Raw genomic sequence first — 22,349 nt, 5'->3', positions numbered from 1 at the left:
CGGCGCGCCGGGCGGGCGGCCCGGCCGCTGCGGCCCGCCGGTGAAGACGCGGCCCCAGCGGGCCAGCCGGTCCCCGCCCTCGGCCAGCAGCAGCACCAGGTAGCCCACGGCGGCCAGCACGAACCACAGCCAGCTCGCGGGGGAGCCCGCGCCGCCGGAGATGCCCGCGGCGACCGAGTACAGCGCGAGCAGGGGCAGCCCGGCCGGGGCGGCGTTGCGGAAGGTGACCGCGATCGCGTCCACCGCGAGGCCGATGATCAGCACGCCGCCGACCAGCATCAGCTTGATGCCCTCGGTGGGCGGCGCGGGGATCGAGTAGCGCGTGACGTCGTCGCCGCCGGACGCCAGCAGCAGGGAGAACCGCTCGAAGACGTCCGGGACCGGCAGCACGCCGAGCGGCGCGACGTCCCGGGCGAAGACCACCGTCAGCATCAGCAGGACGAGGACCGCCTGGATCGCCACGGTCAGCGTCCTCGCGAGCGGCACCCGGCGGGTCAGCGCGCCGACCCCGGAGACGACACCCGCCAGCAGGGCCGCCTCCAGCAGCCACAGGGGCGACGCGACCAGCGGCAGATCGCGCAGGCCGTCCGTACGATCGTCGAAACCGCGCCCGAGGCCTGAGCGGCCCCGCACGGGGAGGGACAGGGCCCAAGGCCTGCCCGGTATCGAACAGTTCACTGCTTCGGGCGACAGATGCCGTCATATCCCGGCGAATGGCGCATCGCGGCGGCACGATGGGGCAACGCCGACGCGGAGACCGGGGGCGCACCCGAAACCCACGGGCCCCGCCCGGCACTTCGACCCCGTGCCCGCTCTCGTGCCCGGACTCAAGCCCGGTGAAAAGGGACAGCCGCGCCATGGCAGACCATCAGGAAGCATCCCTCACCCTGCCGAGCGAGCCCGGCTCGGTCCCCGTGGCCCGCAGATACGTGGCAGACCTCCTGTCGGAGTGGGGCCTGCCGGTGGAGGCCGAGACTGCGGAAACGGTCCGCCTGGTGGTCTCCGAACTCACCACCAACGCCGTCCTGCACACCTTCGGCCACTCGCCGACCTTCACGGTGGACGTCACCCTCGACCGGCACGAGCGGCTTCGCATCGGCGTCACCGACAGCCACCCGCGCTGGCCCAAGCGGCTGCCCGCCGCGGTGCAGCAGGACAACGGGCGCGGCATGGTCATCATCCGCTGGCTCGCCGCGGAATGCGGCGGCCGGATGTCCGTCACGCCCACACCGGACGGCGGCAAGACCGTCTGGATCACCCTGCCGTGGACCGCGGCGGCCTGACCGCGGTACCGCCGCCCGTACGGGGGCATTTCCCGGGCCCGGCCGCCGCTCGGCCGCGAAGGCCCGCCGGGACCTCCGTCCGGCGGCGGGCCCGGGGCCCGGGTGACCGCCGGGCCGTCCGGCGGGCGGCGGCGGTCCGGCAGCCGTCAGGCGACCCGCCCGTACCAGACGTCCTTGGTCCAGATGTGTTCGAGGCGCACCGAGGAGCCCGTCTTCGGCGCGTGCCAGATCCGGCTGTGCCCCGCGTAGATCCCCACGTGGTAGACGTATCCGCCGCTGTGGAAGAAGACGAGGTCGCCCTTGCGCCGGGACGTGGCGGAGATGTGCTTGCTGCCGTTGTACTGCTGCTGCGTCGTGCGCGGCAGCGACTTGCCGGCCTCTTTGTACGAATAGACGGCCAGCCCCGAGCAGTCGAAGCTGTTGGGGCCCGTGGCGCCCCAGTGGTAGGGGGAACCGGCCTTCGACGCCGCCACCTTCACCGCCCGGGTGGCGACGGCCGACGCGGCGTGCGCGTCGGGGGAGGCGCCGGGTGCCACCAGCGTGCCGCCGACCGCGGCGAGCGTGAGGGCGGAGATGGTGCCGGCGCGGGAGAACAGAGACGGGACATGAACCTGCGCACTCATGCGCAACCCTTCGTCAGCCGCCTGTGAAGGATGACCTGTCGGGTTCGGGCCAACGAAGGTGCCCGGCCGCCTGGGCGGCTTCACCCCAAGGGGCGGTCGCGTTCGCACGCGCCGTCCCGCACTGCTCGGGTCCTCCACTCCTGCCGATCCACTCGTGTCCGCACGAAGTCCGGTACGGCGGCAGGACTCGGCGTCCGCCCGGACCGCCTCGCCAGGTGGCGAGGGCTTGCGACCTGTCGCAGGGATCCTGACCCGCCGCCGGACGATTTCCGAGTTGAAACGACGATATGTGAATCTCGTCACACATGCGCCATTCGTGGGGGTGAGGCACCGTCAGGCCGCCCGTCGGAGCGTGGCGCGGACCCCGTACCTGCGAGTACGGCTCATCACGCCCCGCAGCGCCGTAGACACGCCGCGCAACCCCGACGGCCGCGGCGCCGCCCGGGCCCCGTAGGCCGAACGAGGAGGCCCCGGAGCCGCCGCTGCGCCATCCGGGGCGAGCCTCTGCGGGGTCAGGGCGTCGCCGCCGGGGGCAGTGCGACCCGGCCGGTGCGCCGCTCGCCGTCGAGCACCCGCAGCGCCCGCCCGAGCGTGCCCGCGTGCAGTTCGGACTCGCCGCGCGCGTGCATCACGTCGAGCGCTTCCCGCAGCTCCCGGGCGCGCGCCGGCAGCGCCTGTGCGGCCCGCAGCGCGCTGTACGTGTCCTCGACGCGGGCCGGATTGATCCGGGCCACCAGGTCCACGACCGCCAGATAGGCGTCCACCACGTCGCACTCCGCCCGCGTCAGCGCGGGCAGCGGCGGCAGCTCGGGCGGCAGCATCGCCGTCTCACCGCCCGGCGGCGGGGCCGGGGAGGGCGCCCCGGCGGTCCACCACGTGGTCCACGAGGCCGAACTCCCGCGCCGCCCGCGCGTCCAGCACCGTGTCGCGCGCCAGGCGCTCCTCGATCGCCGCCTCGTCCCGGCCGGTGTGCAGGGCCAGCGTCCGCGTCAGGAACGTGCGCTGCCGCAGAAGTTCCTCGGTGTGGATCAGCAGGTCCGACGGCTGCCCCCGGACGGGTTCCGGGAGCGACGGCTGCTGGAGCACCACGCGCGCGCCCGGCAGCGCCATCCGCTTGCCCGGGGCACCCGCGGCGAGCAGGACCGCGGCGACGGAGGCGACCTGGCCCAGGCACGTGGTGCTCACGTCGCAGGAGATGACGCGCATCGTGTCGTAGATCGAGGTCATGGCCGTGACCGAGCCGCCCGGGCTGTTGATGTACAGCGAGATGTCCTGGTCGGCGGCGGTGTACTCCAGGTGCAGCAGCTGGGCGATCACGTCGTTGGCCGCGGTCTCGTCGACGGGTGTGCCCAGGAAGACGATCCGGCCCTCCATCAGCTTCGAGTAGGGATCGAGCGTGCGCGTTCCGTAGCTCGTGCGCTCGGTGAACTCCGGCAGGACGTACCGGGCCGACGGTGGCTGCTGCATGGGCTGGCCCCTCTGTAAAAACTGTACAGGACGTACAGAACTATGATGGGGGACTATGGCCCATGAGATTCCGGTGACGCAAGCCCGTGCCGAGTTCGCCGAACTGATCAACCGCGTCGTCTACGGGGGCGAGCGCGTGGTCGTGACCCGGCACGGAAAGCCTCTGGTCGCCCTGGTCTCGGCGGCTGACCTGGAGTTCCTGGAGAGCGCGGACGACCCGTCGGGGGAGGAGGCCGTGCGCTCCGTCTCCACCGTCCGCGAGGTGCCGTCCGCTCCGGGCGAACGCCCCCGCTTCGGCATCGCGGCCCACTACACGGGAGAGCACCGCGACCCGTCGTCGTGACCGGCCCCGCCGCTCGTGGGGCCGTCGTTCCCGCGGTGTACGCGGCCGGGGTCCTCGCCCCGACGGCGTGGGCGGCGACGGCCCCGGCCGCCGTCCTCCCGGGGGACGGGCCCCGGGAGGACGGTGGCCGGGACCGGGGCCGACGGCCGCCCGGTCAGGTCCGCGCGGCCCACCAGGCGTCCTCGGACGCGTAGTCGAACAGGGCGTCGCCGTACGTGGCGGCCATGGCAGGGAACGCCTCCCGCCAGTCGCCGTGGGCGGCGAGCCGCGCGGTGAGGTAGTCGACCGTCGCGGGCAGCGAATCCGCGTAGGTGGTCAGCGGCCGGTAGCCGAGTTCGCGCTCCGCCGCCGCCATGTCCAGCACCACCGGATGCGGGACCGACCAGGGCGTGTCCCCCACGCCGTCGGCCGCCGGCGGCCCGTCGAACGGCACGGCCGGCGTCTCCACGCCCATCACCCGGCCGATCGCCGCTGCGATCTCGGCGACGCTCGGCGCCTGCGGGTCGGCCGCGTTAAGCACCCGCGAGCCCGGGGCGCGGGCGGCCAGCCTGATCAGCTCCCCGATGTTCGACGTGTGCGTCGGGTGGAAGCGGCTCGCCCCGCCGAACGCGAGGGCGTGGCGGCGCCGCCCGTCGAGCATCCGCTTCACGAAGTACAGCTCGCGGGGCGTGCGGCAATGCACACCATGCACGGCGCCCGCCCGCAACACGGTGGTGGGCAGCACGTCGCCCGCCTCGGCGAGCCGCTGTTCGAGCCGCACCTTGCGGGTGCCGTACGTGGCACCCCCCGGCGCCACCGTGCGCTGCGACTCGGGCACCGGCACCGGATAGCGCGGGAAGCCGTCGGGCTCCGCCTGCGTGTCGAAGTTCCTGCCCCGGTCGTCCTCGTACACCGCCGCGGTGGAGACGACCACCGCCGACCCGATCCGGCCCGCCGTGGCAAGCCCGATCAACTGCTCGGCGTGCTCCGCGTCGTACGCGACGAGGTCGACGACGACGTCGCTTCCCTCCCCGACCACCGCGGCCAGGGCCGCACCGTCGGCGCGGTCCAGCGGCACGGCGCGCACCTCCGCCGGCCACGCCGCGTCCCGGCCGCCGCCGCGCGAGGCGGCCGTCACCTCCCATCCGTCCTCGGCGAGCGCCGCCACGGCCACCCGCCCCATCTGTCCACCGGCTCCGATCACCAGCACGTTTCCCTTGGTCATGGCGGGAACGCTAGGCCGGGGCCGGTGGTCGGCGACAGCGCTGTTCGCCGTGCGCGGATACGCTAAGGGCGGCGCAGCCCGGGGAACCGTCCCGGGCGCGGGCCTGCCTCGGCCTTCACGTCCGCCGCGTAACGGTCCACGTACTCCTGGCCGGAGAGACCCAGGATCGCGTACATGATCTCGTCGGTCACGGCGCGCACGGCCGCCTTCTGACCGTCGAGCCCGGCGTACCGCGAGAAGTCCAGCGGCTCCCCGAAGCGGATCGTCACCCGGCGCCCCGAGAGCCGGGGCACCTTCCGCCCGGGCGGCTGGAGTTCGAACGTTCCGAGCATCGCGCACGGGACCACGGGCACCCCCGAGCGGATCGCCATCACCGCGACCCCCACCTTCCCCTTGTAGAGGCGGCCGTCGTGCGAGCGGGTGCCCTCCGGGTAGATGCCGAGCAACTCGCCCCGGCCGAGCGCCTCCAGCCCCTCCGTGATCGCGGACTGGCCCGCGCTGCGTCCCGAGCGGTCCACCGGGATCTGCCCGGCGCTGCGGAAGAAGAACGCGGTCAGCCTGCCCTTCGGCCCGCGCCCGGTGAAGTACTCCGCCTTGGCCAGGAAGGTGATGCGCCGCCGCAGCATCGCGGGCATCAACAAGTGGTCGGAGAAGGAGAGATGATTGCCCGCCACAATCGCGCCGCCGCGCGCGGGCACGTGCTCCAGCCCCTCGATCCGCGGCCGGAACAGCACCCGCAGCAGCGGGCCGAGGAGCACGTACTTGAGGACGTAGTAGAACACGATCAGACCTCCGTGGTACTCGATCGCCCTTGGAGCCGCGCTTCACCCGGTCAACGGCCCTCCGCCCGCCGCTCGTCGGTGTGCCCGCGCAGTCGGCCTCGTCGGGGTGCGGCCGTAACCCTGTTGAATCTATTGACGGTTCATCGGACGCAAAACATCGGACGCGGCTCCTTCGGGCCCGGGCCGGCCCGATGGGCGGCGGCATCCCGGGCGGAGGAGCGCGGCCGTCGCCCGGGACGGAAGGCGACCGGCTCGGGAATCGCCCGGGCTGTCCGCGCAAGGCGCGGCGCCGCGGTGGCGGGACGTACCCCTGCCGGCCAGGACGCGTCCCGGTGGGCGGGCGGGCCCCGACTGGTCGCGGCCGGCATTTGGGTGTGTGCTGGTGGGGGCGGTGTGCCGTGCCACGCGGCAGTACGCCCGGCTCGGTCACGCCGATCGTGGAGGTCACGGCATGGCAGCGGAACCGGCGGCGACGGCGCGGGACGACGGCGAGCGCGCCGCGGACCTGCTGGTGATCTTCGGAATCACCGGCGACCTGGCACGCAAGATGACCTTCCGAGCCCTGTACCGCCTGGAGCGTTCGAGGCTTCTCCACTGCCCGATCATCGGGATCGCGGGGGACGACTGGACGGTCGACCACCTGGTGGAGCATGCGCACTCGGCCGTCGCCGAGGGCGGCGAGGACATCGACGAGGGCGTGTTCCGCAGGCTGGCGGGGCGGCTGTCCTACCTGAACGGCGACGTGGGCGACGCCGGCCTCTACGAGCGGCTCGCCGAAGCCGTGGGGCACGATCGGCGACCGCTGTTCTACCTGGAGATGCCGCCGGCCCTCTTCGCGCCCATCGTCGAGCACCTGGCGGCCGTCGACCTGCTGAGGAACGCGCGGGTCGCCGTCGAGAAGCCCTTCGGCCACGACCTGGCCTCGGCGCGCGAACTCAACGGGCGCCTCCGCGCCGTCCTGGACGAGGACCAGATCCTGCGCGTGGACCACTTCCTCGGCAAGGAACCGGTCATCGAACTCGAGTACCTGCGATTCGCCAACCTCGCGATGGCGGAGCTGTGGGACCGCAAGAGCGTCTCCGCCATTCACATCACCATGGCGGAGAGTTTCGGAGTCGAGGACAGGGGCGCCTTCTACGACGCCGTCGGCGCGCTGCGCGACGTGGTGCAGAACCACCTCCTCCAGGTGCTCGCCCTGGTCGCGATGGAGCCTCCGGCCGGTGCCGGAGCCGACGACCTGAGGGACAAGAAGGCGGAACTCTTCCGGGCGGTGGCGCCGGTCGATCCCCGGCAGTACGTCCGCGGCCAGTACGGGGGATACCTGGACGTGCCGGGCGTGGCGGAGGACTCGACGACGGAGACCTTCGCCGCGCTGCGCCTGAGGATCGACAATTGGCGGTGGGACGGTGTCCCCGTGTTCCTGCGGGCCGGCAAGGCCATGCCGGAGACGGTGACGGAGGTCCGGCTGGTACTGCGCAGGACACCGGGGCTCGCCTTCCTCGCCGCCCCGCCGCAGGTGGCCGCGAACCAGATCGTGCTGCGGATCGACAAGGAGCCGGGGCTGCGGCTGCAACTGAGCGGGCACGGCGACCGGGGTGCCTGGCGGGCCGTCCACCTGGACACCACCTTCGCGGCCGACCTGGGCCGACCCCAGGAACCGTACGAGAGGCTGCTCCACGCGGCCATCGCCGGTGATCACCAGCTTTTCGCACGTGAGGACGGCATCGAGGAGACCTGGCGCATCGTCCAGCCGCTGCTGGAGCTCCCGCCGCCGGTGCGTGTGTACGAGCGCGGCACGTGGGGGCCCGATGAGGCGCGCTCCCTCGTCGGCGGGCACTTGTCGTGGCAGGAGCCATGGATGCCGCGGGGAGGGTGAAGGCCCGTCAGGATCCCGCGCCCCGGACCCGCGTGGGACGGTCCGGGCAGCGGCTGTCCGGACCGCGGTGTCATGCAGGCCGCGCCGACGTGGACCGGCCGCCGCGCCGCACGGGCCGGACGGCGTTGCCGGCGAGCCTTCGGCAGCCGGGCGCGGTGCGCCTGATCACCCGCCGCCCGGGGGAGACGGTTGCGTGCGCTCGCGCCACAGCGCCTCCCCGAGGCGGGTGAGCGCGGTGCCCAGGTCCTTCCACTCGCCCTTCGCGAACACCTCGTGATCGTGCTCGGCGATCAGCCGGGTCGCCTGCTCCAGCATGCTCGCACCGCGGTCCGTCAACTCGATGACCGCGGCACGGCCCTGCCCGGTACCGCCGACCGTCGCCACGTGCCCCGCGGAGACCAGCGACTCGACGATCGGATGCAGGCTCTGCACCTTGATGCCGGCCCGCCGCGCCAATGCGCTGAACGAGATGCCCGGTTCCTGCCGCAGATGTCCCAGGAGCCCGAGCTTGCGCAGGGAGAGGCCGATGCCCTTGAGCGACTCCTCGACCCGGGCCTCCAGCGAACGCCCCTGGAGGATCATGATCATCGTTGGACTCACCGGGTACCGCGCCGCGCGAGCGTCCCCCGCGTCTGCCATCCAAGCTTCCTTCCCTGCGGTCCGAGTCTCCCACCGTATCGGAACGAGCAGGTCACCTGAGGCGTCGTCGTCTCGGAGCGGGAGCGGGAGCGGGAGCGGGAGCAGGAGCACGAGCAGGGCCGGGCCGCCCGGCACCATGGCCTATGCCGGGCCGGCGCGCGGAGCCGGGAGCGGTCAGGTACGGGCGAGGCCGGCGCCGGGGTCCGCGATCCCGTCCCGTACCGGGTGGGAGCCCGGCGCCGAGCCTTGGTCGACCAGGTGGGACACGGCGTCCCGGAGGGCGGTGTCGGGCTCGGCCATGAACCGCGTGCGCAATGCCACGACGTCGGCACCCGCGCTCTCGGGCGACCCGGCGTCGAACGGAGGCTCCGGGGTGTACTCCATGACGAGTTGGGCGTAACTCGCGGCCTTCTCGCCCAGGGTGTGCCCGACGAGGGCGAGCCCGAAGTCGATTCCCGCGGTCACACCGCCTCCGGAGATCCTGTTGCGGTCGACGCACACTCGTTCCGTCGAGACCTCGACGCCCAGTCGCGCCAGTTGGTCCCGTGACGCCCAGTGCGTGGACGCGCGGTAGCCGTCGAGCAGGCCCGCCGCCGCGAGGACGAGGGGGCCGTTGCAGACCGCGGTGACGTAGGAGGCCGTCGCGCCGCGGTCCGCCAGCCACGCGAGGGTGGCCGGGTCCAGCATCGGCTCGTGCACCAGCCCGCCCCCGGGGACGAAGAGGATGTCGAACCGCTCGGTGGACGCGTCGAAGGTGGTGGTGGGGGCGATGGTCAGGCCGCCGTCGTCCGAGACGACGGAGGCGAGGGTCTTGGCCACGAGGTGGACCCTCATGCCCGCCAGTACGAAAGTGGTGTACGGGCCGACGAGGTTGAGCGCGGTGTGTCCCTCGTAGAGGAGCATGCCGACTTCCAGTGGGGCCGCATCGCCCGTCAGGTGGGCGGGCCAGGTGGTGGTGCGGTCTTCCATGTGAAGCCTCCGGGATGTGGACGTCTGCGGTGTCTTGGTCGATGCGGTGCGGGTTGCTCGGCCGGTGCGGTGCGGTGCGGTGCGGTGCGGTGCGGTGCGGTGCGGTGCGGGGGCGAGTCGGTTTCACGGCGTCGTTCACCAGCGGGCCGGAGACGGCCGGAGCCGGAGCCGGAGCCGGAGCCGGAACCGGAACCGGAGCCGGAATCGGGAATCGGGAATCGGGAATCGGGAACGCGTCGAGTGCCGCCGGCGCCCGGCCGCTCCGGCGCCACCCCCCCGACTCAGGTTCTCAGGAGTGGATCGAGGGCCACCGCCGCGAACAGCAGGGCGAGATAGGCATTGGAGGCCGCGAACACCCGCATGGGGCGAGGAGCGCCCGCCGAGCGTCGAGCGGCGGCCTGGAACCGGAGGGCCTCCCACACGAACCACCCTCCACCGGCGGCAGCCACCGTCGCATAGATCCAGCCCATCCGTGCGACGGGGACGAGGAGGAGAGAAGTGGCGACGGTCGCCGCGGCGTATGCGGTGACCCTCGTGGCGACGTGGTCGATGCGCCGGATCGCACCGAGCATGGGGACGCCGACGCGGCGGTAGTCCTCGCCGTACTTGACGGACAGCGGCCAGTAGTGTGCCGGGGTCCAGAAGAAGACGACCAGGAAGAGGATCGCGGCGGGCCACGACACGGTCCCCGTCTCCGAAGCCCAGCCGATGACGACCGGGAAGCAGCCGGCGATCCCTCCCCAGACGATGTTCTGTTCGGTGCGGCGCTTGAGGGCCATGGTGTACACGACGACGTACCAGAGGATCGCGCAGACGGACAGCGCGGCGGCCAGGCAGTTCACGAGGAGGCAGAACCAGGCCGTCGAGAAGAGTGCCAGGGACCAGGCGAAGACCAGGCCGGAGCGCGGTGCCACCTGCCCTGTGGCCAGCGGGCGGTCCGACGTGCGCTTCATCAGGGCGTCCATGTCCCGGTCCAGGTACATGTTGAAGGCCGAAGCGCTGCCCGAGCTCGCCGCTCCGCCGATGAGCGTCACCACGACGAGCGGCACACCCGGCGGGCCGCCGTGAGCCAGAACCATGCTCGGCACGGTCGTGACCAGCAGGAGTTCCATGACGCGTGGCTTGGTCAGGGCGACGTAGGCACGGACGCGCGGGAACACCGCGCGTGCGAGTCGATCCCGCGTACCGCCGCCCGGCGCGGGTGCGGGTGGCAGGGCCTGGCCCTCCCTCGTTCGGAACTTCGCGGGCACACCGCTTCGTCGAGTCTTTCCGCCGTTCACAACGGCCAACCTTTCCGGCGCCGGACAATGAGCGTCGCGGCTGCTCTCTTGACGACCGGCGACCCTTGCTCCGTGCCGCTCGCGGCCTGACCGCATGCTGGGGGAGCCTGGATCGGGGTCCTTTCGCCCCGCGTTCCCGCGACGGGCCACGTGGGCGCTGAACGTGCGCGGTCGGCGCCCCTCGGCCCGGCGTGCACCGGACGGGCGCCGCCCGTGCGCTCCGACGGGCTGTGCGCGTCGGCGACCCCTGGGTACCGGCGATCCCCGCGCGGCACCGGCGGCCGTGGGTGCCGGCGAGTGGACGGCGGACCGGCGGCGCCCGAACGCCGGCCCAGCTGCCGGGAGTTCACCCGGCGTCGGCGGTACCCGGGTCGGCGGATCCCACGTGTCGCCGCCGTGGATTCGGCACCGGCGGCGGCGTGTGTCGGGCGTGGTGCCGAACGCTCAGGCACCGATCAGCGCGTACAGCTCGTGGAGCTCGATCCGGCGCCCCGTGAAGAAGGGTGTCTCGTCGCGCACGTGCAGCCGGGCCCGCGTGGCGCGCAGGGTCCGCATCAGGTCCACGAGATCGATCGGATCGTCGGCTTCGAGCGGCAGGATCCACTCGTAGTCGCCGAGGGCGAACGCGGAGACCGTGTTCGTCAGGACCGAGTGGTACGCCGCTCCGGCGCGACCGTGCTCGGCGAGGAGTCCGCGCCGTTCCTCCTCCGGGAGCAAGTACCACTCGTAGCTCCGATTGAACGGGTACACCGTGAGCCACTTGGCCGGCGCGACACCCCTCACGAAGGCCGGCAAGTGGTTCCGGTTGAACTCGGCCTCGCGATGGACCCCCATCGCATGCCACACCGGTTTCAGGCCCTTGAACGCGCGCTCGCGCCGCAGCACCCGCGCGGCCGACTGCAGCCGTTCCGGGTCCGGGCCGTGCAGCCAGACCATCAGGTCCGCGCCGGCGCGCAGGCCCGACACGTCGTACAGGCCCCGCAGGACCACGCCGTCCGCGGAGAAGGCCTCCAGGACGGACGTGAGGCTCCCCATCGCCCTCTCGTCGATCGCCGGTTGTTCCCTCCCGACGCTGTACACGTTCCACAGCGCGAAGGCGGGTGCGGTCGTTTCGCTGTCGCTCATGTGAGTCTCCTTGGTCCGGGTGAGGGGGCGTCGGCCGCCGGGACGCGCGGCCGGAGCGCCGCCGCCGGTGGGTTCCGGCGGTTCCCCGCGGGGGTGCCGTCGGCGGGGGGCGGGGGTACGGGCACCTCGCGAACCCTCGGCGTCTTCAACTTACAGTACGCCTGAAGGTTCCCCTCCGACGCGGTTCCCGGAGGTAGGTGGTGTGCTACCTTTCAGGCGGGCTGAAAGTAATGGCCGTGAGGGCCCTGCCTGAGCGGCAGGGGCCGTTCCCGGCGTTCACCGGCCGTCCGCCTCGCGACCCGCCGAGCCCTGGACCGCGCCGGCCGGCGGTGTCGCCGGCGCTCCTCGCCATCCGTCAAGCGCAGAACTTCACACCGGACATCTCGCACCCGCCGCAGGCGTCGGGGGTGCGTGGGTCATAGGAGAGGCAATGTTCGTCACGCAGGTTCCACGATCCGCGAAGCACACCGAATCATGACCAAGATCCTCCTCTCGCTCCACGTCCTGGCCGCCGTGATCGCGATCGGCCCCGTAGCGGTCGCCGCCAGCATGTTCCCGCCTGCTGCCCGTCGTGCAGGGGCGAGCGGTTCTGACCCCTCCGCGGGGGCTTCCGTCCAACTCCTCCACCGCATCTGCCGGGTGTACGCCGGCGTCGGCCTGGCCGTCCCGGTCCTGGGGTTCGCCACCGCCTCGTACATGGGCGTACTCGGCAGTGCATGGCTGATCGCGTCGATCGTCCTGACGGCGGTGGCGGCCGGCATCCTCGTCGTCCTCGTGCTGCCCGGCCAGGACAGCCTCCGCGGCCAGATCGACTCGGGCGGTACCGTCGAGCGGTCGGACACTGCCCAACTCGCCATGTATGCAGGGTTCTTCAACCTGCTCTGGGCCGCGGTCACCGTCCTGATGGTCGTCCGCCCGGGCTCCACCACGGGAGTGTGAACATGGACCGCGATCACACCCTTCTGAAGAGTGCGGCCCTGGTCGAAGTCGTATCCCTGCTCGTGCTGCTGACCAATCTCGTCACGGTGCACAACGCGCCCGTCGCTTCGCTGACGGGCCCCGTGCACGGATGTGCCTACCTGGTCGCGATAGGAAGTGTGTTCCGGGACCCGCTGAAACGAGGTGCGACCGTCGCTCTGGCCTTCATTCCCGGGGTGGGGGCCACCCTTGCCCTGCGGCAGCTCTCGTCTGCCCGGAAGCCGGCCGCGGCGGGCTGAGGCCGAGTGGCCGTCGCCGGCCCTGTCGCCGGGTCGCGCGTGGCCCGACGTGCTCGCCGGATTCAGAGGATCCGGTGTTCGGCCAGGCTGCGTCCGGTCTGCTCGATCGCGTCGGGGATCGATCGCAGCGGGTGTCCGACGAGGGCCTCCGCGGTGGTGCGGTCGAAGCGCTGGTTCTGGCCGATCAGCCAGCGGTTGTCGCGCAGTTGGGGCTCAAAGACGCTGGCGAGCCGCGTGAACCACGTCGGCATCGCCCGTGCGGGCATCTTCCGGCTTGCCTCGGGAAGGCGTTCGCGGATCACCCTGGCGACCTCGATGAGCGACATCGGGTCGTTGGCGACGATCGTGCGGCGAGCGGCGGCACGCGTCGAGGTCGTCGCGGCGATGTGGGCGTCGGCGACGTCCCGCACGTCGACCCACGGAAGCCGAAGGTCGGGGATCATCGGGAGCGCCCCCGACATCAGCTGCTGGATCGCGGTGACCGACGTCCCGGGATCGGTCGTCAGGAGTGGGCCGATCACCGCACCCGGGTTGATGACCGCGAGCCGGTCCGGTGTCCCGCGCCGCTCCACGAGCTCTCGCGCCGCGCGCTCGGCCCTGACCTTCGAGACGATGTACGCGTTGAGGCGCGGATCGTCCGGGTCGGTCCAGTCCGCGTCCGTGTAGACGTGGCCCTTGGGCGCGCGGGCGAACTGCACCGTCGCCAGCGCCGAGGTCATGACCACGCGCTCCACGCCCGCGTTCAGCGCCGCTCCGACCGCTCGGGTCGCACCCTCGACGGCGGGACGGATCAGCTCGTCCGGGTCCTTCGGCTTCGCCAGCACGAACGGAGATGCCACATGCAGCACGTATCGGCACCCGTCGACCGCTTCCGCCCACCCTCGATCGGACAGCAGGTCGAGCGTGCACGTCTCCAGTTGTGCCGTGTCGACGCCGGCCGCCGCCATCGCCGCATGCACCTCGCCGACGCGGGACTGCGACCTCACCGAGCCGCGCACCGCGTAGCCGCGCCGCAGCAGCTCGGCGGCGATGTGACCACCGATGTACCCCGAGACGCCCGTGACCAGCACCATGTCCGCCATATCCACTCCCACTCATCATCTTGACAGTGAGCAGTTTACGAAACATCTTCTCACTGTCAAGATGGAGGGATGGGCAAGGAACCACTCACCGGCGATCAGTACCACCACGGCAACCTGCGCGCGGCGCTGCTCGACAGTGCGCTCGTCGTGCTGACCGACAGAGGCGTCGCCGGGTTCAGCATGCGCGAGGCCGCGCGGCGGGCGGGGGTGTCGCAGTCCGCTCCCAAGCATCACTTCGGTGACGCGCGCGGGCTCCTCGGCGCGCTCGCGACGCGCGCGTACCGGCAGCTCTGCGACCGGCTCGAATCGCTCGAACTCGCCGGACTCGATGCCCGTGGGCGCGTGACACGCCTCGCCGGGGAGTACGTCGCCTTCGCCGGTGAGAACCGCGCCCTGTTCGACCTGATGTGGCGGATGACGCAGTTCGACTTCACCGCACCGGAACTGGCCGAGCAGAAGCACCGCGCCCTCCTTGCCCTGGACCGGGGCCTGCGCGGCGAGGACGCCGAACCGCCGACCGGCGACACCGACCCCGCGCTGCTGCCGAGCTACGCGGTCTGGTCCCTCGTGCACGGGTACACGACCCTCGCCCTGGAGGGCGCGATCGACAGCGGCAACCCGGATCCTCTGAACAGCGACCTGCTCCCCACCATGCTCGCGCTCCTCGACGTCACCGGCTCGCAGCCGCCGGGCAAGCCGTAGCGGACGAGGCCGAGCAGGCCCACGCCCGCGGACGCCCCTCGCCCCGGGCCTCGTCGCCCCGGCCGTCCCCCGCCCCCGCGCCGGGGCGTCCCCGCGCGGCGCCGGGCGGAAAGAGCCGTCTGCCGCACGGCACACGGGCGCAACCGGCGCACACGGCGCAGGTTCCACCCCGCTGCGAGAGCACTGTCGCCGAGCGCCAGTCCGCGGGCCTCGCCCCCGGCCTACGGTGAGCCGCGAGCGATCCGAGACGCGATGGAGGTGGAGCAGTGGACGAGCAGTGGGAACGTCTGGCCGGCACCTGGACCCTGATCGACGTCACCGACGTCGACGGTGACGGGACGGTGCGTTCCAGGCCCTACGGAGCCACCCCCCAGGGCCAGTTGATCTACACGAGAGACGCACGGATGGCCGTCGTCATCGCCGGAGCCGGTCCCGCGCCCGCCGTCGCGTACGCGGGCACGGCCGTCGTCGAGGGCGATGTGGTCCGGCACGAGGTACGGGTGGGCCTTCCGCCCTTCACCCGCGACCAGCAGCGCTACGCCCGCCTGGACGAGCAACAGGACCGGTTGGTGCTGGCGACCCGACGTCCCGGCCTGCCTCGCATGGAACTCGTCTGGCGGCGGCTGCACGCCGAAACGGCCCACCGGCCGGCTGAGGACTGAGTTTCCCAACCACCCCTTCGGGGTCCTCGGCCTGGAAAGGCGCCCAGGGGTGCAGGAGTTGGCTCGCCCCCCGTCTCCGCGGCGCGTGGCGCACTTCGGGTCGCCGACGCGCCCGGCCCGGTCCTTCCGCACCGCGCCGGACAGGGTCGTGACCCGGAGTGGTGGACCCGAGTGACGCGACAGACACGCACACCACTTCGTCCGCCGGCACCACCCCTTGCGGCCGGCTCCACCCCCGGCCGCCCGCACCACCACGCTTCGGTTCCGAAGTCCCGGCATCGACACCGCACCGGGTGGAAGTCCAGGTGCCCGCGGGCCACAGACGGCGTCTCGCGATGGGGATTTCCACCAGTTTCCGTGCGGGCGCCGCTCGTTAACCTTCTGCAATCCGGCGGCCGTCGGCACCCTCGCGGTGAGCCGGCACGGGAGAGAGCGAACCCCTGCCGGCACCGGGCGCCCCCGTCTTCGCGCGGTCGCCCCCGTGCCGCGGTTCCGGAGCCGCCCAGTTCCCGACTCATCGAGCCAGAGAGCTTCACCATGCTGTCGCAGACCGACAAACGCCGTGCAGTGGGCCCACGCCGCCACCGGGGAGGTGCACTGAGCTGGACCTGGGTGGTCTTCTCCTCCATCGCCATCGCGGGCTATTTCGTGGGCCAGTACGGCGAGGGCACACTCGCCGAACTCGCGCCGGACAACGTGGGGCTGGCCACGACCTATGCCGTGCGCCCCTGGCCCGTCCAGATCGCCTTCTACGATCACATCGTCTTCGCCGGCCTGTCGCTGGTGCTCGGCCCCTGGCAGTTCGCACGCGGGCTGCGGCGCAGACGCCCCGGACTGCACCGGGCCATCGGGCGGGCGTACATGATATGCATCGCGCTGGGATCGGTCGGCGCGTTCGTCATGTCCTTCTTCAGCAGCGCCGGCTTCGACGGCTTCTTCGGATTCTGCAGCCTCGACCTGCTCTGGGCCTGGACCGCGTGGCGGGGATACCGCGCCGCGCGCGAGCGCGACATCCGCTCCCACCAGGCCTGGATGCTCCGCAACTTCGCCCTCACCTACGCCGCGGTCACACTGCGCCTGTGGCTCGGCACCCTCCTCGTCGCGCAACTTCCCTTCGTCCAGGACGACGTGGCGTACCAGCAGATCTGGAACAACGCCTACAACGTGATCCCCTTCCTGTGCTGGCTTCCGAACATCGTCGTCGCCGAACTGATGGTGCGGCGCCGGGGCCTGCCCGCCCTGCGCCTCGTCGAGCCGCCCAGGGTCGTCCGCGCGGCCGAGTAGGCCACCGGCCGGCCCGCGTGTCCTCGGCATCACGGCCAGTCCGCTTCTCTACTTCTCTGCTTCTCCGCTTCTCTGCCTCCCTGCTTCTCTGCCTCTCGCCCGAGCGACAGGCCCCCGACCGGATCGGACCGGACCGTGCCGCGCACCCGACGCTTCCGCCCCTCCCGAAAGGCCGCCACCGACGCGGGCCCCACCTCGTCGGGGGCGCGGTCGCCGGTCGCGGTACCGGCCGACACGTCCGGTGGCGGGAATCCCTCGCGTGCGTGCCGTGTGGGCGAACACCTCATGGTGAGTGCCTTGCTGGGAGCGGTGAAGGGCGTCGGCGCCGTCTACTGGTTCGCGTGGCGGCGCGGACGCGGCCGGCCGGACGGGGACCCGCTCATGTACCGCCTCGGGGATGGGCGCCGACAGCCCTGCGGAGGCCCGTTCTGCGACGGGTGCGCCACCTGCCGGCCCTGACGCGCCCGCGGACGGTCCCCGCTGGGCGGGCGCCTGGACGCAGGGCCACCGCCCCCGGACCGGCGCTCCCCGCCCGGCGGGTGGCGGGACGGCCTGGTCCCCGTTGCCCTCAGAGGTGCCCGCCGGGCTGCCCGCCCCCGGGCAGGGCCGGAGCGGCCTCGACCACGGCGTGGACCACCCCGGCGACGAGCCGCCGGTCGAGGGGGGCGGTCTCGAAGCGGCGGTGCATGGGCCAGCCCTCGATCAGGGCGTCGAGGGCGCGGGCCACCGAGGGGGTGAAGTGCAGTTCGAGGCTGTCGCGGCTGCGCGCGAGCCAGGAGCCGGTGATGGCGGCCACCGGGGCGTGGTGGTTGGCGTAGGCGTACATCTCGAAGACGAGGGTGAGGTCGCGGTCGGTCGCGTACGCGGGACCGCAGATCAGCTCGACGACGGCCGCCTCGGCCTCCGCCTTCGAGCCGGCGTCCTGCAAAGTGCTGCGGTACAACTGCGACATGGTGTCGGCGAGCCGGGCGAAGGCCTGCTCCAGCAGGTCCTCCATGCCGTCGAAGTAGTAAGTGAGCGAGCCGAGCGGGACGCCGGCCCGGGCGGCGATCCGGCGATGCGTCGTCCGGTGCACGCCGGCCTCTGCGATGACGTCCAGGGCGGCATCGAGGATCCGGTGCCTGCGCCCGGGATCGTTCGGGATCTCACGCCGTGTGCCGCTCACGCACTCAATCTGTCACACGGGCCGCACCCCAAGTGTGTACGCTTGTACGCACTTGGATCCCGTGACCCTGCCCGGAGGCATCGCTGTGGCTGTCAGCCTCGGCCGGCGTCGGCTCGCCGTGTTCGCCCTGTTCTTCCTGCCCGGCCTCGCCATGGCCTCCTGGGTGACGCGTACACCCGACGTACGCGACCTCCTGCACGCGTCGACCGGCCGCATGGGCCTGATCCTGTTCGGCCTCTCCGTCGGCTCCATGGCGGGCATCCTCTGCTCGGGCCCGCTCGTGGCCCGGTGGGGTGCTCGCCCCGTCATCGCCGCGGGAACGCTGTCCACCGCCGCGGGCCCCGCCGTCGTCGCCCTGGGGGCGGCAGGGGGCAGCGACGTCGTCGTGGCCCTCGGCCTCGGCCTGACCGGACTCGGCATGGGCGGTGCCGAGGTCGCCCTCAACGTCGAGGGGGCGGAGGTCGAACGCCTGCTCGGCCGGTCGACGCTCCCCGCCATGCACGGCTTCTACAGCCTCGGCACGGTCGTCGGCGCGGCGATCGGCATGACCCTCACCGCCGTCTCGTTCCCCGTCCCGTGGCACCTCGCCGCCGTCGCGGTGGTGGTCGCGGCCGTGCTGGTGCCCGTGGTCCGTCAGGTGCCCGCCGGGGTGGGACGGCGCGACGGCGACGCCCCCGCGGGTACGCACGGGCCGCGTCCCGCGCGCCCCGCCGTGTGGAAGGAGCCGCGACTGCTGCTCATCGGGGCCGTCATCCTCGCCCTCGCCATGGCCGAGGGCACGGCGAACGACTGGCTGCCGCTCGTCATGGTCGACGGCCACGGATTCGACCCCGCGCTCGGTTCTGCCGTCTACGCCGTGTTCGCGGCCTCGATGACCGCGGGCCGGTTCGCGGGAGGCCGGTTCGTGGACCGGTACGGGCGCGCGGCGGCCCTGTGCGGCAGCGCGGTCGTCGGCGCCGTCGGGATCGCGCTGGTCATCCTGGTCGACAACCGGGCCGTCGCGGCGGCCGCGGCCGTGCTGTGGGGGATCGGCGCGTCCCTCGGCTTTCCCGTGGCCCTCTCCGCCGCGGGCGACTCGGGCGAGAACCCCGCGGCGCGGATCTCCCTCGCGGCCACCGTCGGGTACGTCGCCTTCCTCGTGGGGCCGCCCTCGCTCGGCAGCCTCGGCGAGCACTTCGGGCTCCGCCACGCACTCTTCGCCGTGCTCGCGCTCGTGGTGGCCGCGTCCTTCGCCACCCCCGCCGCGCGCCCGCCGCGCCCTTCGCGCCCCGCTTCGAAGGCCTCCGGGGAGCGCGGGACGACAGCGGGCGCGGGCCGGTCCGGCGAACTCTCCGGGCACTGACCCGCCGCCGCGTGTCCGGGAGCGGGCGTCTCGCGACCGGGCGGGGGTGCCGCGGCCGCGGGGGAGGGGCGGCGGCGTAGGTTTCGCCCCATGACTGACCTCCATCTCTCCGACGGCCGGATCCTCGAGTACCGCTCGGCAGGACCGGACGACGGGCCCGTGCTCCTCGTGCACTACGGCACGCCGTCCGCCGCCGTCCCCTTCGAGCCCATGATCGCGACCGCCGTGCGCTTCGGCCTGCGGTTCGTCGCCACCAGCCGGCCCGGTTACGCCGGCTCGTCGCCGCAGCCCGGCCGGAGGGTCGCCTCGGTCGTCGACGACACCGCCGAACTCCTCGACGAGCTGGGGGCCGAGCGCTTCGTGACCGTCGGCTGGTCCGGAGGCGGACCGCACGCGCTGGCCTGTGCCGCGCTGATGCCCGGGCGCTGCCGGGCCGCGGCCTCGGTCGCGGGCGTCGCACCCCACGACGCGGAAGGCCTGGACTGGCCCGCCGGGATGGGCGCCGACAACATCGAGGAGTTCGGCGCCGCCAGGGCCGGGGAGGCGCAGCTGGCCCGCTACCTGGGCGGGCAGGCCGAGGTGCTCGCCGTGGTGCGGGCGGAGCAGATCGCGGCCGCGCTCGGCGATCTGGTGTCGGACGTGGACCTGCGGGCACTGACGCCCGAGCTGGCCGAGTACCTCGCCGCGTCGTTCCGCGCGGCCGTGTCCACCGGCATCGCCGGCTGGCGCGACGACGACCTCGCCTTCGTCAAGGACTGGGGCTTCGACCCGGCGGCCATCGAGACGCCGGTGTCGCTGTGGCAGGGGACCGAGGACCGGATGGTCCCCGCGGACCACGGCCGCTGGCTGGCGCGGCGCATGCCGGCCGCGACCGCCCATGTCCTCCCCTCCGAAGGCCACTTGTCGCTGGTCGCCAACGACTTCGACGACATCGTCGGCGAGTTGGCCGCGCACCTGGACTGACGGGCTCCGCCGCGGCGGGCAGGCCGGCCGGCGCCAGGGCACGGGCGGCGGGCCGGCCCGGGACCCCGGCCCGGAACCCGGGCACGGGATCCCGGCCGGGGCGCCCGGTCAGAACTTCGGCGCGGTCTGCTCCCACCAGTCCGCCACCAGCGCCGCGTACGCGTCCGGCCGCTCCTCCCAGCAGAAGTGCCCGGCTCCGTCGATCAGGTCGACCCGGCTGTGGGGCAGGCGCTCGTGCAGGAAGTACGCGTTGACCGGCGGGACCACCTGGTCCCGCGCCCCCGCCACGATGCGCACGGGTGTCTCGATGCCGGGAAGCAGCTCCGCCAGGCGCGGCAGCTGCTCGCCGTACGCACGCGCGTAGGCCATCGACTCCACGAAGCGGTCCCCGGCGTACGACCGCAGGTAGTCGGCCCGCACCTCCTCGGACGGGGTGTAGCCCTCGATGGTGCCGAGCGCCGCGTCGACGATCACGGCCGGGTCGACCTGCCGGTACGGCGCCAGGTCCGGGGCCTCGACCCACTCCTTGAGCACGCCGGTGAGCTCCAGCGGAACGGCCGCGCCGCCGCTGCCCACCACGATGCTGCGGAAGCGGCCGGGCTGCGCGGCCGCCGCGAACAGCGCGGACGACGTGCCGATGTCCGGCCCGACGAGATGCGGGCGGTCCAGGCCGAGGACGTCCGCGGCCCGCAGGATGAACTCGCCCATCGCCTGCGGCGACATGAGGGCGTCGCGCCGCTCGGACCCGCCGAAGCCGGGCGGGTCGAGCGCCACCAGGCGTGCGTGCCTGGACAGTTCGGGCCAGCACTGCTCGAAGGCGTACACGCTCTCCGGCCAGGGGCTGAGCAGCAGGGCGTCCTGCCTGCTGCTGGCCTCGCTCTGCGCGTAGCGGACGGTGAGGCCGTCGACGACCGTGGTGCGGGGGACGATGGGCGAGGAGCTCATGGGGTTCACTCTCGTTGCGGTGGGCGGCGACCGGCGAAGGCCCGGTCCGGCCGCGTGCGGCGGACGGCGGTGGTCCTCCTCCGGAAGCCGCGAGCGGTCGACCTCCGATACATCACGTGATTCCTCCCTCCGCCGGGCCGCGACACCGGCGGGTGGCACGGTGATTCACCCTTGCGGTGGGATCCGGTCCGGGAGACGCCCGTTCCACCGCTTCAGCGGGCCGGCGCCGCCCCGCGCGCCGTAGTGGTGAACCGGCGCCGGTAGTGCGTGGGCGAGACCCCGAGGTGGCGGGCGAACGCGCGGCGCAGCGCCTCGTAGCTCGGGAAACCGGAGAGGGCGGCCGCCTCCGTCGCGTTGTGGCCCGAGTCGAGGAGCGCCTTGGCCATGTCGAAGCGGATCAGTTCCACGTACTTCAGCGGAGTCGTCTGCAGTTCGGCACGGAACAGCCGGGTCAGGTGCCGGGGGCTGACCCGGACGTGCTCCGCCAGCGAGTCCAGGGTGTGCTCCGCGGTCGGATCGGCCTGCACCGCGTCGAGGACCAGGCGCAGCACCGGCGTGCGCGGCGGCGCGCCCCGGAGCGGGGCAGAGAACTGCGACTGGCCGCCCGAGCGCTGCATGTAGACGACGAGCGAGCGGGCCACACCGCGCGTCAGGTCCGGGCCGTGGTCCTCCTCCACGAGCGCGAGCGCCAGGTCGATGCCGGCCGTGACGCCGGCGGAGGTGTACGTCGTGCCGTCCTTGACGTAGATGGCGTCCGGCTCGACGCGGGTCGAGGGATGGCCCCTGGCCAGGAGCTCGGTGTGCCGCCAGTGCGTCGTGGCGCGCCTGCCGTCGAGCAGGCCCGCCGCTCCGAGGATGAACGCGCCGGTGCAGATGGAGGCGACCCGGCCCGCGCCGTGCGCGAGGTGCGCCGCCGCGGCGGCGAGATCCCTGTCGACGGCCGAGCCAGGGAGCGCGTCGCCGCCCGCCACGAGGAGGGTGTCGAACGGCCCTGCGTCGGCGGCGTCGGCGTCGGCCTGCACGGCCATGCCGATCGAGGAGCGCACGGGTGCGCCGCCCACCGAGACCAGGGTGAGCCGGTACGCGGCCCCGTTCAGGTTCGCCTCGGTGAAGACCTCGGCCGGGCCGGAGACGTCGAGCAGCTTGACGCCGTCGAAGACCAGGATGCCGACCGTGTGCGCTGAAGGACCCATGTCTCTCTCCGCCGTGCCGTTGTGCGGCTGTGCTCCCGCGCCCGTCCGGGCGCTCCCACCCTAGGCCGTGTCCGGGACATCTCGGACGGCGCCATGGGCGGGACCGGCCTGGGGACGCGCCCCGGGCGGACGGCGACCGGGGCGGCCGCGCACCGGACGCCACCTCCAGGGGCCGCCGCCCGGGGCCTGCGCGGGCCGCCCGG

At 73.1% G+C, this 22,349-nt stretch carries 24 protein-coding genes; 10 read left to right on the top strand and 14 right to left on the bottom strand.

Features of this window, described 5'->3' with window-relative positions; translation table 11 throughout:
* A partial coding sequence (locus tag L1885_RS07325; protein WP_235796170.1) for a transglutaminaseTgpA domain-containing protein occupies nucleotides 1-633 on the bottom strand: 633 nt, incomplete at its 3' end.
* Nucleotides 634-857: 224 nt separating this feature from the next.
* On the opposite strand from L1885_RS07325, the gene L1885_RS07320 reads away from it, so the two are divergent.
* Complete coding sequence (locus L1885_RS07320; protein WP_235796169.1) at nucleotides 858-1,283, top strand: ATP-binding protein; 426 nt, start codon at nucleotides 858-860, stop codon at nucleotides 1,281-1,283.
* A 146-nt stretch (nucleotides 1,284-1,429) separates the two neighbouring features.
* Here L1885_RS07320 and L1885_RS07315 read toward each other — a convergent pair whose 3' ends face one another.
* The 3 genes from L1885_RS07315 to L1885_RS07305 form a co-directional block, all read right to left on the bottom strand.
* A complete protein-coding gene (locus L1885_RS07315) occupies nucleotides 1,430-1,906 on the bottom strand; it encodes a C40 family peptidase (protein ID WP_235796168.1) in 477 nt (158 codons plus the stop codon).
* A gap of 512 nt (nucleotides 1,907-2,418) precedes the next feature.
* Complete coding sequence (locus L1885_RS07310) at nucleotides 2,419-2,727, bottom strand: hypothetical protein (protein WP_235796167.1); 309 nt, start codon at nucleotides 2,725-2,727, stop codon at nucleotides 2,419-2,421.
* 7 nt (nucleotides 2,728-2,734) lie between these two features.
* Nucleotides 2,735-3,373 (bottom strand): ATP-dependent Clp protease proteolytic subunit, encoded by a 639-nt coding sequence (locus L1885_RS07305; RefSeq protein ID WP_235796166.1) that lies wholly within the window; start codon nucleotides 3,371-3,373, stop codon nucleotides 2,735-2,737.
* 55 nt (nucleotides 3,374-3,428) lie between these two features.
* Between L1885_RS07305 and L1885_RS07300 the strand changes: the two genes are divergently transcribed.
* Nucleotides 3,429-3,716, top strand: a complete 288-nt coding sequence (locus L1885_RS07300; protein WP_235796165.1) for a type II toxin-antitoxin system Phd/YefM family antitoxin — start codon at nucleotides 3,429-3,431, stop codon at nucleotides 3,714-3,716.
* A gap of 154 nt (nucleotides 3,717-3,870) precedes the next feature.
* Here L1885_RS07300 and L1885_RS07295 read toward each other — a convergent pair whose 3' ends face one another.
* Nucleotides 3,871-4,920 carry an NAD-dependent epimerase/dehydratase family protein gene (locus L1885_RS07295; protein WP_235796164.1) on the bottom strand — a complete coding sequence of 350 codons (1,050 nt, stop codon included), beginning with the start codon at nucleotides 4,918-4,920 and terminating at the stop codon, nucleotides 3,871-3,873.
* 62 nt (nucleotides 4,921-4,982) lie between these two features.
* A complete protein-coding gene (locus tag L1885_RS07290; RefSeq protein WP_235796163.1) occupies nucleotides 4,983-5,702 on the bottom strand; it encodes a lysophospholipid acyltransferase family protein in 720 nt (239 codons plus the stop codon).
* A 451-nt stretch (nucleotides 5,703-6,153) separates the two neighbouring features.
* Here L1885_RS07290 and L1885_RS07285 point away from each other — a divergent pair, with 451 nt between their 5' ends.
* Nucleotides 6,154-7,578: a glucose-6-phosphate dehydrogenase gene (locus L1885_RS07285; protein WP_235796162.1), complete on the top strand. Its 1,425-nt coding sequence runs from the start codon at nucleotides 6,154-6,156 to the stop codon at nucleotides 7,576-7,578.
* 165 nt (nucleotides 7,579-7,743) lie between these two features.
* Here L1885_RS07285 and L1885_RS07280 read toward each other — a convergent pair whose 3' ends face one another.
* From L1885_RS07280 to hemQ, 4 genes are all read right to left on the bottom strand, one after another.
* A complete protein-coding gene (locus tag L1885_RS07280) occupies nucleotides 7,744-8,217 on the bottom strand; it encodes a MarR family winged helix-turn-helix transcriptional regulator (protein ID WP_235796161.1) in 474 nt (157 codons plus the stop codon).
* A gap of 174 nt (nucleotides 8,218-8,391) precedes the next feature.
* Nucleotides 8,392-9,186 (bottom strand): DJ-1/PfpI family protein, encoded by a 795-nt coding sequence (locus L1885_RS07275; protein WP_235796160.1) that lies wholly within the window; start codon nucleotides 9,184-9,186, stop codon nucleotides 8,392-8,394.
* Between the two features lie 281 nt (nucleotides 9,187-9,467).
* Nucleotides 9,468-10,346 carry a heme o synthase gene (locus L1885_RS07270; protein WP_308117286.1) on the bottom strand — a complete coding sequence of 293 codons (879 nt, stop codon included), beginning with the start codon at nucleotides 10,344-10,346 and terminating at the stop codon, nucleotides 9,468-9,470.
* 564 nt (nucleotides 10,347-10,910) lie between these two features.
* Nucleotides 10,911-11,591 carry a hydrogen peroxide-dependent heme synthase gene (hemQ, locus tag L1885_RS07265; protein WP_235796159.1) on the bottom strand — a complete coding sequence of 227 codons (681 nt, stop codon included), beginning with the start codon at nucleotides 11,589-11,591 and terminating at the stop codon, nucleotides 10,911-10,913.
* A 474-nt stretch (nucleotides 11,592-12,065) separates the two neighbouring features.
* On the opposite strand from hemQ, the gene L1885_RS07260 reads away from it, so the two are divergent.
* On the top strand, nucleotides 12,066-12,530 hold the full coding sequence (locus L1885_RS07260; protein WP_235796158.1) for a hypothetical protein: 465 nt from the start codon (nucleotides 12,066-12,068) through the stop codon (nucleotides 12,528-12,530).
* A gap of 2 nt (nucleotides 12,531-12,532) precedes the next feature.
* Nucleotides 12,533-12,808: a DUF3817 domain-containing protein gene (locus L1885_RS07255; protein WP_235796157.1), complete on the top strand. Its 276-nt coding sequence runs from the start codon at nucleotides 12,533-12,535 to the stop codon at nucleotides 12,806-12,808.
* Nucleotides 12,809-12,870: 62 nt separating this feature from the next.
* Here L1885_RS07255 and L1885_RS07250 read toward each other — a convergent pair whose 3' ends face one another.
* Nucleotides 12,871-13,890: an NAD-dependent epimerase/dehydratase family protein gene (locus L1885_RS07250; RefSeq protein ID WP_235796156.1), complete on the bottom strand. Its 1,020-nt coding sequence runs from the start codon at nucleotides 13,888-13,890 to the stop codon at nucleotides 12,871-12,873.
* Between the two features lie 69 nt (nucleotides 13,891-13,959).
* On the opposite strand from L1885_RS07250, the gene L1885_RS07245 reads away from it, so the two are divergent.
* The 3 genes from L1885_RS07245 to L1885_RS07235 all read left to right on the top strand — a co-directional run bounded on the left by L1885_RS07245 (nucleotide 13,960) and on the right by L1885_RS07235 (nucleotide 16,538).
* Nucleotides 13,960-14,592 carry a TetR/AcrR family transcriptional regulator gene (locus L1885_RS07245; protein ID WP_235796155.1) on the top strand — a complete coding sequence of 211 codons (633 nt, stop codon included), beginning with the start codon at nucleotides 13,960-13,962 and terminating at the stop codon, nucleotides 14,590-14,592.
* 266 nt (nucleotides 14,593-14,858) lie between these two features.
* Nucleotides 14,859-15,254 (top strand): lipocalin-like domain-containing protein, encoded by a 396-nt coding sequence (locus tag L1885_RS07240; protein ID WP_235796154.1) that lies wholly within the window; start codon nucleotides 14,859-14,861, stop codon nucleotides 15,252-15,254.
* 537 nt (nucleotides 15,255-15,791) lie between these two features.
* A complete protein-coding gene (locus L1885_RS07235; RefSeq protein ID WP_235796153.1) occupies nucleotides 15,792-16,538 on the top strand; it encodes a DUF2306 domain-containing protein in 747 nt (248 codons plus the stop codon).
* 568 nt (nucleotides 16,539-17,106) lie between these two features.
* Here L1885_RS07235 and L1885_RS07230 read toward each other — a convergent pair.
* Nucleotides 17,107-17,703, bottom strand: coding sequence for a TetR/AcrR family transcriptional regulator (locus L1885_RS07230; RefSeq protein WP_235796152.1), 597 nt, complete (start codon nucleotides 17,701-17,703; stop codon nucleotides 17,107-17,109).
* A gap of 85 nt (nucleotides 17,704-17,788) precedes the next feature.
* On the opposite strand from L1885_RS07230, the gene L1885_RS07225 reads away from it, so the two are divergent.
* Together L1885_RS07225 and L1885_RS07220 are read left to right on the top strand one after the other, a co-directional pair.
* Nucleotides 17,789-19,045, top strand: coding sequence for an MFS transporter (locus tag L1885_RS07225; RefSeq protein ID WP_235796151.1), 1,257 nt, complete (start codon nucleotides 17,789-17,791; stop codon nucleotides 19,043-19,045).
* Between the two features lie 90 nt (nucleotides 19,046-19,135).
* Complete coding sequence (locus tag L1885_RS07220; protein ID WP_235796150.1) at nucleotides 19,136-20,008, top strand: alpha/beta fold hydrolase; 873 nt, start codon at nucleotides 19,136-19,138, stop codon at nucleotides 20,006-20,008.
* A 108-nt stretch (nucleotides 20,009-20,116) separates the two neighbouring features.
* Here L1885_RS07220 and L1885_RS07215 read toward each other — a convergent pair whose 3' ends face one another.
* The gene (locus tag L1885_RS07215; protein ID WP_235796149.1) at nucleotides 20,117-20,953 is read right to left on the bottom strand and encodes an alpha/beta fold hydrolase; all 837 of its coding nucleotides are present in this window, start codon (nucleotides 20,951-20,953) and stop codon (nucleotides 20,117-20,119) included.
* Between the two features lie 212 nt (nucleotides 20,954-21,165).
* Nucleotides 21,166-22,146 (bottom strand): GlxA family transcriptional regulator, encoded by a 981-nt coding sequence (locus L1885_RS07210; RefSeq protein ID WP_235796148.1) that lies wholly within the window; start codon nucleotides 22,144-22,146, stop codon nucleotides 21,166-21,168.
* Between the last annotated feature and the right edge of the window lie 203 nt (nucleotides 22,147-22,349).

This window comes from Streptomyces fuscigenes (assembly GCF_021556455.1).
Taxonomy (GTDB): Bacteria; Actinomycetota; Actinomycetes; order Streptomycetales; family Streptomycetaceae; genus Streptomyces; species Streptomyces fuscigenes.
This window is presented reverse-complemented; position numbering and strand designations above follow the sequence as displayed.